At 70.5% G+C, this 14,653-nt stretch carries 13 protein-coding genes; 7 read left to right on the top strand and 6 right to left on the bottom strand.

Annotation, left to right across the window (positions count from 1 at the left end):
* Nucleotides 1–268: 268 nt before the first annotated feature.
* The gene (locus tag ACIQ9E_RS15825) at nt 269–2,653 is read right to left on the bottom strand and encodes a transglycosylase domain-containing protein (protein ID WP_403707176.1); all 2,385 of its coding nucleotides are present in this window, start codon (nt 2,651–2,653) and stop codon (nt 269–271) included.
* Between the two features lie 272 nt (nt 2,654–2,925).
* On the opposite strand from ACIQ9E_RS15825, the gene ACIQ9E_RS15820 reads away from it, so the two are divergent.
* The 5 genes from ACIQ9E_RS15820 (at nt 2,926) to ACIQ9E_RS15800 (ending at nt 7,964) form a co-directional block, all read left to right on the top strand.
* Entirely contained in the window at nt 2,926–3,726 is an 801-nt protein-coding gene (locus ACIQ9E_RS15820; RefSeq protein ID WP_403707174.1) for an ABC transporter permease, read from the top strand.
* Nucleotides 3,719–4,585 carry an ABC transporter permease gene (locus tag ACIQ9E_RS15815; protein WP_403707172.1) on the top strand — a complete coding sequence of 289 codons (867 nt, stop codon included), beginning with the start codon at nt 3,719–3,721 and terminating at the stop codon, nt 4,583–4,585. Before ACIQ9E_RS15820 ends, ACIQ9E_RS15815 begins: the two co-directional genes overlap by 8 nt.
* A 9-nt stretch (nt 4,586–4,594) precedes the next feature.
* The gene (locus tag ACIQ9E_RS15810; RefSeq protein WP_403707170.1) at nt 4,595–5,698 is read left to right on the top strand and encodes an ATP-binding cassette domain-containing protein; all 1,104 of its coding nucleotides are present in this window, start codon (nt 4,595–4,597) and stop codon (nt 5,696–5,698) included.
* A gap of 13 nt (nt 5,699–5,711) precedes the next feature.
* Nucleotides 5,712–6,407 (top strand): DUF1707 domain-containing protein, encoded by a 696-nt coding sequence (locus ACIQ9E_RS15805; RefSeq protein WP_403707168.1) that lies wholly within the window; start codon nt 5,712–5,714, stop codon nt 6,405–6,407.
* Between the two features lie 99 nt (nt 6,408–6,506).
* The gene (locus ACIQ9E_RS15800; protein ID WP_403707166.1) at nt 6,507–7,964 is read left to right on the top strand and encodes a DUF445 domain-containing protein; all 1,458 of its coding nucleotides are present in this window, start codon (nt 6,507–6,509) and stop codon (nt 7,962–7,964) included.
* Between the two features lie 213 nt (nt 7,965–8,177).
* On the opposite strand, the gene ACIQ9E_RS15795 is transcribed toward ACIQ9E_RS15800, so the two are convergent.
* Both ACIQ9E_RS15795 and ACIQ9E_RS15790 read right to left on the bottom strand, forming a co-directional pair.
* Nucleotides 8,178–8,546, bottom strand: coding sequence for an Ig-like domain-containing protein (locus ACIQ9E_RS15795; protein ID WP_403707164.1), 369 nt, complete (start codon nt 8,544–8,546; stop codon nt 8,178–8,180).
* A gap of 287 nt (nt 8,547–8,833) precedes the next feature.
* Nucleotides 8,834–9,832 carry a DNA cytosine methyltransferase gene (locus ACIQ9E_RS15790; RefSeq protein ID WP_403707162.1) on the bottom strand — a complete coding sequence of 333 codons (999 nt, stop codon included), beginning with the start codon at nt 9,830–9,832 and terminating at the stop codon, nt 8,834–8,836.
* A gap of 164 nt (nt 9,833–9,996) precedes the next feature.
* On the opposite strand from ACIQ9E_RS15790, the gene ACIQ9E_RS15785 reads away from it, so the two are divergent.
* Nucleotides 9,997–10,716, top strand: coding sequence for an HNH endonuclease (locus tag ACIQ9E_RS15785; RefSeq protein ID WP_403707160.1), 720 nt, complete (start codon nt 9,997–9,999; stop codon nt 10,714–10,716).
* Between the two features lie 90 nt (nt 10,717–10,806).
* Nucleotides 10,807–12,072: a DNA cytosine methyltransferase gene (locus ACIQ9E_RS15780; protein WP_403707158.1), complete on the top strand. Its 1,266-nt coding sequence runs from the start codon at nt 10,807–10,809 to the stop codon at nt 12,070–12,072.
* Here ACIQ9E_RS15780 and ACIQ9E_RS15775 read toward each other — a convergent pair.
* From ACIQ9E_RS15775 to ACIQ9E_RS15765, 3 genes are all read right to left on the bottom strand, one after another.
* Nucleotides 11,983–12,474, bottom strand: coding sequence for a very short patch repair endonuclease (locus ACIQ9E_RS15775; RefSeq protein WP_403707156.1), 492 nt, complete (start codon nt 12,472–12,474; stop codon nt 11,983–11,985). The genes ACIQ9E_RS15780 and ACIQ9E_RS15775 overlap by 90 nt on opposite strands.
* Nucleotides 12,475–12,479: 5 nt before the next feature.
* On the bottom strand, nt 12,480–13,469 hold the full coding sequence (locus ACIQ9E_RS15770; RefSeq protein WP_403707154.1) for a NaeI family type II restriction endonuclease: 990 nt from the start codon (nt 13,467–13,469) through the stop codon (nt 12,480–12,482).
* Nucleotides 13,470–13,543: 74 nt separating this feature from the next.
* Nucleotides 13,544–14,551 (bottom strand): hypothetical protein, encoded by a 1,008-nt coding sequence (locus ACIQ9E_RS15765; protein ID WP_403707152.1) that lies wholly within the window; start codon nt 14,549–14,551, stop codon nt 13,544–13,546.
* Nucleotides 14,552–14,653: the final 102 nt, after the last annotated feature.

Raw genomic sequence — 14,653 nt, 5'->3', positions numbered from 1 at the left:
GCCGGGCGCACTTCCGGCGGTCGGTTCGGCGGGTCCGCGCGCCGCGGGCCCTCCACCGGGCCGGGGCCCCGCCCCGGCCCGCAGACGGCCCGAGCCGTCCCGGCGCCGGCATCCGGCTTCGTACAGTCGTCCCGGTGACGGCGCCCGCACCCGGTTCCGTACGGGGCCGTGCCTCCGTCGCACCCGTACGGCCGTACCCGTACGCCCGCGCTCGGAGCCGTACGCCCTTACTGCCGCCCGCGCCCCGCCCCGTACCGCCGCCCGCTCCTCAGTAAGGCCGCCGCAGACCCTGGGGGCTCGGGGCGAGGCCCGTGCCCCCGTCCACCGTCCCCGTGCCCGGCAGCTGGTCGCGGAACACGCCGTCCGCCGGGTCCGGCAGCGTCCCCGGTCCCGCGCCGGCCGGTGGCAGCAGGTCACCCGGCAGCGGCAGGGGCGAAGGGCCGGTGTCCGCCGGTACGGAAGGGCCGACCGCCGGCGGCGGTTCGACCGCCCCGCCCGGCGTCGCGGACGACGCCTCCCGCGGCGGTTCCCCGCCCGACGGCGTCCCCGACGCCGCCCCCGGCGACGACGACGGCGCCTCCGACTGCTCCTGATAGGCCCCAGGCGCCGTCATCAGCTCGAAGTCGGTGATCTCGGTGCCCTCCAGCGCGTCCCCGGTGAACTGCCCCCAGATCCGTGCGGGCGCCCCGCCGCCGTTCACCCTCGGCAGGCCCATCGCCCCGTACAGCGGCTTCTGCACCCCCGTCTCGGGATCCTGGCCCATCACCGCCACCACGGTCGCCAGCTGCGGTGTGTACCCCGCGAACCAGGCCGCCTTGTCCTCCTCTGCCGTACCCGTCTTCCCGGCCGCCGGGCGGCCCGCGGACTGCGCCGCCGTGCCCGTACCGCCGTCCACCACACCCTGGAGCACCGCCGTCGTGGTGTCCGCCGCCTCCCGGCTCACCGCCTGCCGCTCGTCGCGCGCCGGGAGCCCGACGGCCGTACCGTCCTTGCTGATGCTCGCCACCAGGGTGTAGCGGCCGTGCCTGCCGTGGTTGGCGAGGGTCGCGTACGCCTCGGCCAGATCGAGCACGCTCGCGGTCGCCGGACCCAGGGCGATCGACGGCGACGCCGACAGATCGGGCGTGTTCTCCGGGAGGCCCAGGGCGATCGCCGTCCGCTTCACCCGGGCCGGGCCCACGTCCACCGCCATCTGCGCGTAGACCGAGTTCACCGAACGGTCGGTGGCGGCCCTGACCGTGAGGGGGCCGTACGAGTAGCCGTCCTCGTTCTCCGGGGCGTAGCGGGGGCCGCTCCAGCCCTGGACGGGCCGCCGGTCGGTGCCGTCGTACACCGTGTTCGGGGTGATCGGGCGGCCGTCCTGGGTACGGGCCCCCTCCTCGACCGCCGCGGTGAGGACGAACGGTTTGAAGGTCGACCCCACCTGGTAGTCGCGGCGGGTCGCGTTGTTCACGTACTGCCGGGTGTAGTCGACCCCGCCGTACAGGGCCACCACCCGGCCCGACCCCGGGTCGATCGCCGCGCCCCCCACCCGTACATTGCGGTCCGCGGCCCGCCGGTCGGGGTCCAGCCGGTCCGTCACCTGGTCGTCGACGGCCTTCACGAACGCGTCCTGCCGGCCGCGCTCCAGAGTGGTGGTGATCCGGAAGCCGCCCGCCGCGAGGGTCTTCTCGTCGACGATCCCCTCCGAGGTCAGATACTCCTCCACCGCCTGCACCACATAGCCGCGCTGACCGGAGAGCCCGGTGGCGGGGCGGGCGCTCTGCGGGTCGGGGAAGACCATGGCCGCCCGTTCGGACGGGCTCAGCCAGCCCGTCTTCACCATGCCGTCGAGCGTGTAGTTCCAGCGGGCCAGCGCCGCGGGCCGGTTCTCCGGGTGGGTGGTGACGTCGAACGCGCTCGGGGCGTTGAGCAGGGACGCCAGATAGGCGCCCTGGGCCGTGGTCAGCCTGGACACATCCGTGCCGTAGTACGCCTGCGCCGCCGCCTGCGCTCCATACGCGTTGCGGCCGAAGTAGCTGGTGTTCAGATACCCCTGGAGAATCTCGCCCTTGCTCTGCTCGCGCCCCAGCTTGATGGCGATGAAGAACTCCTTCCACTTCCGGGAGAGCGTCTGCTCCTGGCCGAGGTAGTAGTTCTTCACATACTGCTGGGTGATGGTCGAACCGGACTGTTTGCCCTTGCCGGTCAGGGTGTTCCAGGCGGCCCTGACCATCGCCTTCGGATCCACCGCCCGCTCCGAGTAGAAATCGCGGTCCTCGGCGGCGAGCACGGCCTGCTGGACCGTCAGCGGGATCTGCGACAGGGGTACGTTCTCCCGGTTGACCTCGCCGTCGAGGGCGAGCCGGCTGCCGTCCTCGTACAGATAGACGTTCGACTGGGCGACGGCCGTGGCGTTCGCGGGCGGGATGTGGACCAGGGCGTATCCGGCGGCGAACGCGCCGATGAGCAGGACGGCCACGATCACGAAACCGGCCAGGAGCATCCGCCAGGTGGGGACCGCGCGCCGCCACCCGGTCCGCCGGCGGCCCCCTTTCCGGCCCCTCCGGCCGGTGCGGTGGTCCGGGTCGCGGTCGGAGTTCCCGCCCGGCGACGACCGGGCGGCCGTTTCGTCCCGGGGGGTCCAGCCCTGCTGCGGTGGCTGTTCACTCATAGGCACATACTGCACTTTTCGGTCTGCTGTTCCCTGGACCCCCGCGGGTGGGGGCCAGGCGAAAACGGGTCGCGCGGCGCGGTGACGCGTACTAGGCTCCAGCGCTTTGGCGCGATGACGGCACCGCACTGGACTGCACTGCGCGGTACCGCATCGCACTGCACGGCACTGCACGGCACTGCGCGGTACCGCACCGCACGGCACTGCGGAGCGACGTGTGCGCCGCATGCGATACCGAGGACAACGACCAGCGCCCGGGGAGGGAAACGCACGTGCGGCTGTACGGAGTCGTGGCCGTCGGCGGATTCCGCCGTTTCGCCGCCTATCGGATGGCCACCGCGGCCGGGATGTTCACCAACGTCGTCTTCGGCTTCATCATCGCGGCCACCTATATCGCCCTCTGGGACCAGCGGCCGCGGCTCGGCGGCTACGGCCTTGACGAGGCCCTCACCTATGTCTGGCTGGGCCAGGCGCTGCTGACCGCCTGCGCGATGATGGGCGGCGGCTTCGAGGGCGAGCTGATCGAACGGATCCGCAGCGGCGATATCGCCATCGACCTCTACCGGCCCGTGGACCTCCAGCTCTTCTGGCTGGCCGGGGACCTCGGCCGGGCCGCCTTCCAGCTGCTGGGCCGCGGGATCGTCCCCATGGGCGTCGGCGCGTTCGTCTTCGATCTGGCCCTGCCCGCCTCCCCGCTGACCTGGGCCGCGTTCCTGGCCGCGATCTGGCTGGGGCTCGTGGTCAGCTTCGCGCTCCGCTTCCTGGTGGCGCTCTCCGCGTTCTGGCTGCTCGACGGCGCGGGGGTGATGCAGCTGAGCGCGCTGGCGGGGACGTTCTTCTCCGGGATGCTGCTGCCGCTCAACGTCTTCCCCGGGGTGCTGGGGGAGATCGCGCGGGCGCTGCCGTGGTCGTCGTACCTCCAGATCCCGGCCGATGTGCTGCTGGGCAAGCACACGGGCTGGGGGCTGGCGGGGGCGTACGCCTTCCAGGCGGGCTGGGCGGCGGTCCTGCTGACGGCCGGGCGCTTCCTTCAGGCGACGGCGACCCGGAGGGTGGTGGTCCAGGGTGGCTGAGCGGACATCCGGGTACGGGGAGGGGCCGCCGGAACGGGCGCCGGAGGAGCGGGCGGGGCTCGCCGCGCTGCGTGCGTACGGACTGATCACGGCCATGTGGATCCGCTCCACCCTGGCCTACCGGACGTCCTTCGCGCTCGCCGTCTTCGCGAGCTTCGCCTTCAGCGCCTTCGACTTCGTCGCCGTGATGCTGATGTTCTCCCATGTGGACGCACTCGGCGGCTATCCGCTCGGCGAGATCGCCTTCCTCTACGGCACCGCCTCCACCGCCTTCGGCCTCACCGATCTCTTCCTCGGCTCCACCGACCGGCTGGGGCGGCGGGTGCGGGACGGCACCCTCGACACGTTCCTCGTCCGTCCCGTACCCGTCCTGGCCCAGCTCGCCGCCGACCGCTTCGCGCTGCGCCGGGTGGGCCGGGTCACCCAGGGACTGGTCGTCCTCGGCTACGGACTGGCCGTGACGGATGTGGCGTGGACCCCGGCCAAGGTGCTGCTGGTGCCCCTGATGGTGATCAGCGGCGGGGTGCTGTTCGGTGCCGTCTTCGTGGCCGGGGCGGCATTCCAGTTCTGGGCGCAGGACGCCGCCGAAGTGCAGAACTCCTTCACATACGGCGGGGTGACCATGCTCCAGTACCCGCCGACGGTCTTCGCCCAGGACCTGGTGCGGGGCGCGACCTTCGTCGTCCCGCTCGCCTTCGTCAACTGGCTGCCCGGACTGTACGTCCTCGGGCGGCCCTATCCGCTGGACGTCCCGCAGTGGCTCGCCTTCGCGCCGCCCTTCGTCGCCGCGGCCGCCTGCGCGCTCGCCGGGCTGGCGTGGCACGCGGGGCTCCGTACCTACCGCAGCACAGGGAGCTGACCGCCCGCCATGACCGAACCCCGGTCCGACGCAGCGCACACAGCGCACACAGCGCACACAGCACACACGGCCGACACGGCCGACGCGGCTCTTGCAGCCCCCGGCTCCTCCGTCCCCGCCGCCCGCCCGGCATCCCTCCCCGCCCCCGTCATCGAGCTGACCGGCGTCGAGAAGGTTTTCGACGTCCGCAAGCGCGCGGGACTGCTGCGGCGCGAGAAACACCAGGTGAGGGCCGTGGACGGGATCTCCTTCACCGTCCCGCGCGGTGAGATGGTCGGCTATATCGGCCCCAACGGCGCCGGCAAGTCCACCACCATCAAAATGCTCACCGGCATCCTCACCCCCAGCGGCGGCCGGGTCCGGGTCGCCGGGATCGACCCCGCGCGCGAACGCACCGTGCTGGCACGCCGGATCGGGGTGGTCTTCGGCCAGCGCACGACGCTCTGGTGGGATCTGCCGCTGAGGGACTCGTACCGTCTGGTCCACCGGATGTACCGGATCCCGGACCGCCGGTTCCGGGAGAATCTCGACCGCTGTGTGGACCTGCTCGACCTGGGACGACTCCTGGACGTACCGGTACGGCAGCTGTCGCTCGGCCAGCGGATGCGCGGCGATATCGCGGCGGCCCTGCTGCACGATCCCGAGGTCCTCTATCTCGACGAACCGACGATCGGCCTCGACGTCGTCTCCAAGGCGAAGGTCCGGGAGTTCCTGCGCGAGCTGAACGCCGAACGGTCCGTCACCGTCCTGCTGACCACCCACGATCTGACCGATATCGAGCAGCTGTGCAGCCGGGTGATGGTCATCGACCACGGCAGACTGATGTACGACGGTTCCCTCGCCGGCCTCCACGAGGCGGGCGGGAGCGAACGGACGCTCGTCGTCGACCTGGCCCGCGAACTGCCGCCGCTGGAGACCGCACTGGCCCGTACGGTACGGGTCGAGGGCCCGCGGCAGTGGCTGGCCTTCCCGGCGGACCGGTCGGCGGCCCCGCTGGTGGCCGAACTCGCCGCCGCCTACCCCGTGGTGGACCTCTCGGTACGTGAACCGGATATCGAAGCCGTGATCGCCAAGATGTACGCGGATCGGCCCGGGGGCCGGAGCGGAATTTGACTATCCTTTGCCCATGAGTGAACTCCCCGAGATACGTGCGTCGGACACCGAACGTGAACGGATCGCCGAACGGCTCCGGGAGGCGGCGGCGGAGGGCCGGCTCGGAATGGACGAGTTCAACGAGCGACTCGATGCGGCCTATCGCGCCCGGACCCGCGGTGACCTGGAATCCCTCGTCGGCGACTTGCCCGAGACCGCCCACGGCGGTTCCCTCTCCGCAGTCGGCGGGCAGGCGCCGCGGCGCTGGACCGACCGTATCGGCGGCCGGGCCGGCTCCCGGCAGGCCTTCGCGCTCTGGGGCGGCTTCGACCGCCGGGGCCGCTGGACCGTGCCCCGGGTCTTCACGGCCTTCGCGCTGATGGGCGGCGGCGATCTGGACCTGCGGGAGGCGGACTTCGAGGACCGTGAGATCACCGTCCGCTGCTGGTCGGTCATGGGCCGGATCGATATCGCCGTACCCCCGGAGGTGACGGTCGAGGTCACCGGCGCCCGGGTGCTGGGCCGCTTCCGCGAAGAAGGCGGCGTCGAGCCCCGGATCGACCCGGCCGCCCCCCGTATCCGCGTCCGGGGCCTGGCCCTGATGGGCGGTGTCGTCGTCACCCGGAAACACACCAAGGCCGAGCGGCAGCGCCTGAAGGACGAGCACGAACAGGAACGCCGCAGCCGCAGCCGGCTGAGCGAAGGCGAAGACCGCCGTCAGCTCGGCTGAACGGCACCTGCTTCCGCGCGGCGGGAACTCCGGCTGCGCCCCGGGAGTCCCTGAGACAGGGACAATGTGTACGGGGTACGCGTGGACGGGTGGAGCAGGATGAACGGTACGGATCGGGAGCAGCCGGAAGAACCGGCCGACAAGGGCGGAAAGGTGTCCGGCAGCCGGCCACCGGCACCGGGGGCCGGCCGGCCGTCGCTCGCGGCGGGACCTCCGGCGCCGGAGGACCCGCCGCCGGCCCCCGGGCCGCCGCGTGCCGCCGGAGGCGGCCGTACCCCCCGCTCCGGTCTGCCCTCCTTCGCCTACACCGAGGCGGACGCCGAGAAGCAGCGCGGCGTGCGCCGGATGAAGACCATGGCGACCGGCCTGCTGCTCTTTGTGGCCCTGGTCTTCGCCCTCGCGACCTGGGCCAAGAACTCCGGCGCGGGCCCCTGGGCCGGCTATGTGGCCGCGGCGGCCGAGGCCGGTATGGTCGGTGCGCTCGCGGACTGGTTCGCGGTGACCGCCCTCTTCCGGCACCCCCTGGGCCTGCCGATCCCGCACACGGCGATCATCCCGAACAAGAAGGACCAGCTCGGCGCCTCCCTGGGCACCTTCGTCGGCGAGAACTTCCTCTCCGAAGACGTGGTGCGGGCCCGGCTGCGCGCCCTGGGAATCGGCCGCAGGCTCGGTCTGTGGCTCTCCGAACCGGACCATGCGGACCGGGTGACGGCGGAGCTGTCGACGGCCCTGCGCGGGGCGCTGACGGTCCTGCGGGACTCCGATGTCCAGGCCGTCGTCGGTGAGGCGATCACCCGCCGGGCCAACGCGGTGGAGATCGCGCCCGGAGTCGGGAAGACCCTGGAGAAAGTGGTCTCCGACGGCGCCCACCACAAGGCCGTCGACCTGATCTGCGCCCGCGCCCACGACTGGCTGGTCGAGCACGCCGACTCCGTGATGGACGCGGTCGAGGGCGGGGCACCGGGCTGGACCCCGCGCTTCGTGGACCGCAAGGTCGGCGAGCGGGTCTACCGCGAGCTGCTCCGCTTCATCACCGAGATGCGCGATATGCCGGGCCACCCGGCGCGCGATGCCATCGACCGCTTCCTCACCGACTTCGCCGCCGACCTCCAGTCCGATACGGACACCCGGGCCCGGGTGGAGCGGATGAAGTCGGACCTCCTCTCCCGTACCGAGGTCCAGGACGTGATCGCGTCGGCCTGGTCCTCCGTCCGCACCATGATCATCTCGGCCGCGGAGGACGACCGGAGCGAACTGCGCCTGCGGGCACGGGCCTCGCTGCTGAGCCTGGGCGCGAAGCTCGCGACGGACGAGCGGCTCCAGGGGAAGCTCGACGGCTGGGTCGAGGACGCGGCGGTCTATGTGGTCACCACCTACCGCGGTGAGATCACCTCGCTGATCTCCGACACCGTGGCGAGCTGGGACGCCGAGCACACTTCACGCAAGATCGAAGCCCATATCGGCCGCGACCTGCAGTTCATCCGGATCAACGGCACGGTGGTCGGCGCGCTCGCGGGCCTGCTGATCTACACCGTGGTGCACGCCTTCGGCGGCTGACGGCGGCCGTGGGAAAGTTTTTGCCCCGGACGGACGGCCCCGGGTGAACCGATCCGGGGTCGGCGCCCGTGTCCCGTGCAGAGGGCCCGCAACGGAGCAGTCCCTCTCCGGCACTGCGGCAACCGGTTTTGTCCCCACGGTCGCCGCGGCCATCCCGTTCCCGGCTGCCCCGAGGCCACCCCCGAGGCCGGCCGCCGGGAACGGGGCATCCGACTACTTCTCGCCGGGCCTCACACTGATCCGCAGCTCGGCATTCGCCGTCAGGGGCACCTTGGCCCCCTTGAACGTCACCCGGTAGTGGATCACGTCCTGGCCCTCGTAGTCGGGGTTGGACGTATACAGGATCGCCCCGTCCTCCACCTTCGCGGTCCCGCTCCCGGGCCCGCTCTCGACGGTGATCTGCACATCCCCGTCCTCCTGCGCCTGGGCCAGTGGCATCCCGGTCCCGTCGGCCAGGTTCACCGCGTCGTTCGACAGCACCTTCACCACCAACTCCTCGGCGGTCACGGCCTGCCCTTCGTCGTCCCGCAGCAGCAGACTCCCCTGATCAGAGCCCGTGGCGGACGCTTCGGCAGTCCCCACACCGGTGCTTCCCGGCGCCGTGTCCTCCTTCCCAGCCGTTTCCACCCCACAACCGACGACCGCCCCGAGCAGGGCGACAACCCCCGCAGTGGTTAGAGCGATGCGCCCACGCGCATATATCGGCGACATGTGCACCCCAAGACAGACAGAACAGTTCCGAGAGGGCCGAGCATGGCGTTCCGGACGGGAAAACGGGGGGTCATGGGTGCAGATGATGCCGAGTCGTGATGTGAAAAGTCATGGCTGCCAGGGTTCGCATGACTTTGGGCTTCAAGTGGTCCAGACCATTAGGCCGCACCGGGGTGTACCTGGTGTTCTCGCAGCTGAGAGTGCGCGAGTTGGAGGTGGAGCGGGTGGAGCAGAGCCTGCCTGAGCTGCCTTCCCAGCGCCTCAGCGACCGGCGGTGGAAAGGCGTTGCCGATCTGGCGGCAGACGGATGTCTTGCCGCCGGTGAACGCCCAGTCGGGCGGGAATCCCTGGAGCAGGGCCATCTGGCCCGCGGTGAGTTTCACCGGAAGCTGGTCGCCTGGGCCGGGTGGGGCTGTGGCGATGCTGGACCCGTTCACTCCCATCTCCGCCCATGCCTTCCGGGCCCGTGATGGCCCCAGATCCGGACCGCCGTGCTTCTTTGAACCGCCGCACAGGGTAGGGGCGATACGGGTGGCCTGCCGGGCCCAGTGGTCGGCGAGCCGCCAGCCCCGCGACGCCATGGAGTGGCGCAGGGTCTCGCCGACGGTGGGCGGGGGAGGTGAGTCCGGGGGCGGCTCGGGCCACTGGAAGCGCCGGAACGCCGGATCCTCCAGTCCCACCAGGACGGCCCTCGGGCGGAGCTGGGGTACGCCGAAGTCGCAGGCGCGCAGCAGCTTCCACTCCGTCCGGTAGCCGAGTCGGGCCAGCTCCGCCGAGATGCTCTCGCGGTAGGCGCTGAACTTCGCCTGGAGCAGGCCCTTCACATTCTCCAGGAGTACTGCCCTGGGCCGGAGCGCGGCGATGAGGCGGAGAGCCGAGGGGAAGAGGTCGCGTTCGTCCATGGCTCCCAGCTGACGGCCTGCCTGGGAGAACGGCGGGCAGGGGACTCCTGCTGCGAAGAGGTCCAGCCGGCTGGCCTCCGGGGTGAGCGACTCTGGTCCGATCGTCCTGGCGTCAGCCTTCAGGACCGTCCAGAGGGGACGGTTGTGCTGGAGCGTGGCGCAGGCGTCGCCGTCGAGTTCGATGAGCCGGTGGTGGGTGAATCCGCCGCGCTCCAGCCCCAGCGCCTGTCCGCCGGCGCCCGCGCACAGCTCCACGCAGGACAGGTGGGGAAGGCCGTGGGGGGTGCGGTGCTGTCCGTGTTCATGCCTCGCCTCTCGTTGGCCGAAGGGGCGGATCCAGCTTGCCGCCACTTGCCGCGGCAAGTGGCGGCAAGCTAGCCTCTTCACTCGAAGGGATGCCTCTTCGGAAACAGTGAGCGATGGGCGAACACGTGAGCTATGACGAGCTGGACTGGCGGGATGAGTCTCTGGGTGCCCGCGTGCGGGTGGCGCTGTGGCTCCGGGACGAGGTCGGGGAGGGCGGGATCTTCCACAAGCAGGAAATGCGGGCCGTCATCAAGGGCACGGAACAGGTCGACCGCCGGATGCGGGATCTGCGCCCGGCTGGCTGGCTGATTCGTACGTACCGCGACAAGCCGAGCCTCCAGCCCGACCAGCTCTATCTGGAGAAGATCGGGCAGCCGGTCTGGGATCCGGAGCACCGCGCGGCGGGCCTGCGACAGATCAGTGCCAAGGTCCGGCGTGCGGTGTACGAGAAGGACGGGCATATGTGCCGGCGCTGCGGGATCGCGGCAGGCGAGGAGTATGCGGACGAGCCGGGATCGCGCGCCCGTCTCACGCTGGGGCATGTGACTCCGCGCAAGCATGGGGGAGGGGTGGAAGCGGCGGATCTGATCACCGAATGCGCGCGCTGCAATGAGATGGTGCGGCACCTCACGGGCGTGCAGATGAATGCTGAGCAGGTCTGGGACCGTATGACGGCACTCTCGGGTCCGAACATGAAGCTTCTGATGGACTGGATCGCGGTTGACCGCCGTCACCTTGGTAAGGCTGAAGAGGTCTGGGCGCTCTACCGCCAGCTTCCCGCGGAGGCGAGGGGCAAACTGGCTGGTGACCTGGAGCATCTGCTGAAGAGCTGACGTGCGTGGGGCGTCTGGCCAGTCGTGTGGTTGCCTGTCGGTGCGGGATGCGACACTTGCGTGTCGCCGTCACAGCACCAAGGGGAGTCCATGAGCGCCGCCAGCCGCAAGCTGACCTCTATTGAGATCTGCGCTGGTGCCGGCGGCCAGGCCATGGGACTTCACCAGGCCGGCTTCCGGCACCTCGCGCTGGTCGAGATCGACAGACACGCCGTGGAGAGCCTGCGGGGAAACATCGAGCGCCGCGGCGACTGGTCCTGGGAGCGGAAGAACTGCCGGGTACTGGAAGGCGACGTCAACAACTTCAAGCCTCTGCGGCAGATCCTTGACCCCGATCTGGACCAGAAGGTGCGCAACAGATTCCCGGGCGAGGAGGGAATCCGTACAGCGGCTGAGAAGGACCCTGAGCGATATCTGCTGAAGCCGGGGCGGCTTGACCTCCTGGCTGGCGGAGTCCCCTGCCCGCCTTTCTCCGCTGCGGGAAAGCAGCTCGGCCGTGAGGACGAGCGCGACCTTTTCCCTCAGTTCCTCCGGCTCGTCGAGGAACTCCAGCCCCGCGCGGTGATGATTGAGAACGTCCGAGGCCTGGTGGAGCCCGAGCGGAAATTCCGCTACTACCGGAATGAGATCAAAAATCGCCTCCGCAAGGAAGGCTATGTGATCTGCGGCTGGGAAGTGCTGGAGGCTCAGGACTTCGGCGTTCCCCAGCTAAGGCCCAGGGCCATTCTGGTAGCCATCAAGAAGGAGTATTACCGGGGATTCTCCTGGCCACGTCGCCAGAAGAAGGTGAAGACGGTTTATGAAGCGCTGAAGCCTTCCATGGCGCGGCGGCTGGGCGGTAAGGATTCCCCGGTTTTCCAGCGGTGGGAGGACAGTGCCAAACACGGTTCCGTTGCTCCCACCCTCGTCGGAGGTTCGAAGAAGCACGGCGGTGCCGACCTTGGCCCCACGAGGGCGAAGCTCGCATGGAGCCGCCTGGGTGTCGATGCTATGGGGGTGGCCAACGACGAGGATGCGGTCGACGTTGACCGCGACCTCAACGGGGAGCTGGGGCCGAAGCTGACTGTTGCCCAGGCGGCGGTCATCCAGGGGTTCCCCGAAGACTGGTTCTTCTCCGGCGGCAAGACTGCGCGCTACCGCCAGGTCGGCAACGCCTTCCCGCCGCCCGTTGCCGCTGCTGTCGGAGAGGCCATCAAGGAGGCTCTCGCACGCACCGGCCCACTGCATGACGATCCGAACCCTGGGTTCGAGCCTGAGCACGACCCCTCAGTTACCGCCGCCGGTATCCCTCTGCAGCAGGCCTTTCCGGCGTTCGAGGACGGCATCGCGGACCGTGGCGGCGCACTCCTCGGGTGACTCGTGCTCCCAGAAGCGCAGCACCAGCCAGCCGGCTTCCGCCAGCCGCCGGTCCGTGTCGCGGTCGCGGGTGATGTTGCCCGCGACCTTGCCCGACCAGTAGCCCGGGTTCGTCCGCGGTGACACATAGTGTTCAGGGCAGCCGTGCCAGTAACAGCCATCCATGAAGACCGCGACCTTGGCGGGCCGGAAAACCAGGTCGGCCGTGCGCCGCAGATCCGGCAGCGGCCGTGCGCTCACCCGGTAGCGCAGGCCCTGGGCGTGCACGAGCCGGCGGAGGAGCGTCTCAGGCTTGGTGTCGCGGCTCCGGATGGCCTGCATATTGCGGCGCCGGGCGGCGGAGGACGCCCACGATCCTGCCGGGGCCTCCCAGCCGGATTTCTGCTCCCGCTCCTCTGACATGGTTCTCAGTAACTCTCCGGAGCCTGAGGAGCGGCATCACCTTCACGCCACACCGCATAAGCCCCGGTGCCGATGTGCGCGACCGGCCGGCTGTCCTCCGTCCCCGGATCCAGCCGGACGGTCTTCACCGCTATCCACGATCCCTTGTCCGGCACGGGCAGGTCCAGCGCCCGGGCGATATGAGGGTGCTGGTTCTGATGACCGAGGATCATGATCCCTTCCCCGCGGAGATGGTTGCGCGAGTCCCGTACCCGCTTCGGCCCGTCGTCCTGGCTGGCGACGGTGAGCACGGTGTTGCGGTCCACGAGCCGGCCCTGGACGTGGCGGAACAGTGCATTGGTCCTGGCCTGCCCTCCCCGGGGGCCCCTGCCGCCACCGCCTGCCATGAAGACCGCGCTGCGGGCCTCCGGGGTGAGGCTCAGAAGGATGTTCGGCGGAAGGGCCCCGGCGGGGACCAGCCATCGGATGGCCTGGCGGCCGAGGACCGAGAGGGTCTTCTTTCCGTCCCGGTTCTGCCCTCGGTTGAGGAGTTCCTCGCGGATGCGTACCAGGCCCACCTGGAACTGCGACTTGTGATCGTTCGCCCTCATCAGCAGGCAGATATGCCCGACCGCCTCCGCAGGGATGGTCCAGTTGCTGCCGACGGTGAACTTCGCGTCCACGTCCTGGCCCGCTATCGCGTAGTCCATGTGCCGGCCGCGTTCCCAGGAGAAGTGGGCACGGGTGATGATCTCGACCTTGGTGCCCAGGTAGGTCTTCTCGGTCTTCTCCAGGTCAAGGATGTCGAACCGGCCTGTCCGCTGGCCGTCGAGCACCTCGTCGATGGACTGGCGCAGGATCCTCCCGAACTGAGCCTCGCAGCTCTCCCCTGACGGGAGTCTGCCGAAGACCGCGTCCAGCCCGGTATCGGGACCGCCCGCGGTGGCGAGTGCCGCGGTGTTGGCGGCCGCTGACAGGTCAAGGGGCAGCATGGCTTCCTCGGCAGGCTCAGACATGGGAACGGAGCGTAGCCGGTGCTGATCTCCAGGAGGAGCGGTTTGCGGCAATGCGGTCCCGCCCTCCTGGCAGGTCAGGCCTGGCCGTGACAGTCCCGGTACGCCGCCCCCGTCCCGCACCAGCAGTCCGCGCCCTTCGGTGGGGGCCAGGGGAGGGCGCGGCCGCGGGCGGCGAGGGTGGTGGTGTATTGGGGGAGCAGCGACGGGTTCGTGGGGGGCGAGGCCTCCGCCGCGGCGAAGGCCTCGTACGACGGGACCGTCGCCGTCACGATGCCCGGGTTGGCCGTGCCGGTCGCGGCGAGTTCGCGCAGGGACGACTCGATGGACGCCAGATGGGCCTGGTAGGAGGGGTACTCGGCGGCCAGGGCCGGATAGGCGGTGAGGAGTTCGGTGAACTCCGGGGCCGGCCAGTGGAGGACCGCGACCGGGAAGGGGCGGGAGAGCGCCGAGCGGTAGGAGCCCAGTTCGGAGCGGAGGCGGGCGATCTCGGCGCGGAGTTCGGCCGGGTTGTCGGAGCCCAGGGCCCAGAGGCGGTTCGGGTCGTGGAGTTCGTCGAGGGAGATCGGGGAGTGGGCCGTGTGGACCTTGTCCGCGAGGCGGTCCCATTCGTCGTGCGGGCGGGCCAGCAGCCTGCGGACCCGGTGGCGGCCCGTGAGCAGGGGCCGGGTGTCGTACGGGACGTCGTCGTCGCCCGGGGTGAGGAGCAGGGTGATGCCCTCGGTGAAGCAGGCGTGCGACTCCTCCAGCTCGTCGTGCGACTCCAGGGTCTCCGCGATCGTCTCCCACGGCGCCGGATCCGCCGGGGCGGCCGTGCGGATGCCCGCGATCAGGGCCCGGGCCTCGGCCTCGTGGCCGTACTCCCAGAGGTTCGCCGCCTGGAGCGCCTTCACCAGGAGGGGGTGCTCCGGCTCTTCGGTGAGCAGCTGGTCGTAGAGGGTGGAGGCGCGTTCACGGTCGCCGGCCAGTTCGAGGTGGGCCGCGGCGCGCAGCAGCAGGGGTTCGCGGTCCTCCGGGTACTGCTCCGCGGTGCGAAGCAGACGCTCGGCTTCGGTGGTGTGGGCGGTAGGCGTGTCGGGGCGCATGGGGGACACCGTACTGCCGTGTGCGGGGCGTGCCGCACGGCCCTCCCGGACGGTCCGCCGACCGGGAGTGCGGTGGGCCGCGCACGGCTCTGGCCACCTGCC

Origin of the sequence: Streptomyces sp. NPDC094448, assembly GCF_044763775.1 — a bacterium.
Lineage (GTDB): Bacteria > Actinomycetota > Actinomycetes > Streptomycetales > Streptomycetaceae > Streptomyces.
Note: the sequence above shows the minus strand (reverse complement) of the source record. Positions and strands in the feature narration are given on the sequence as shown.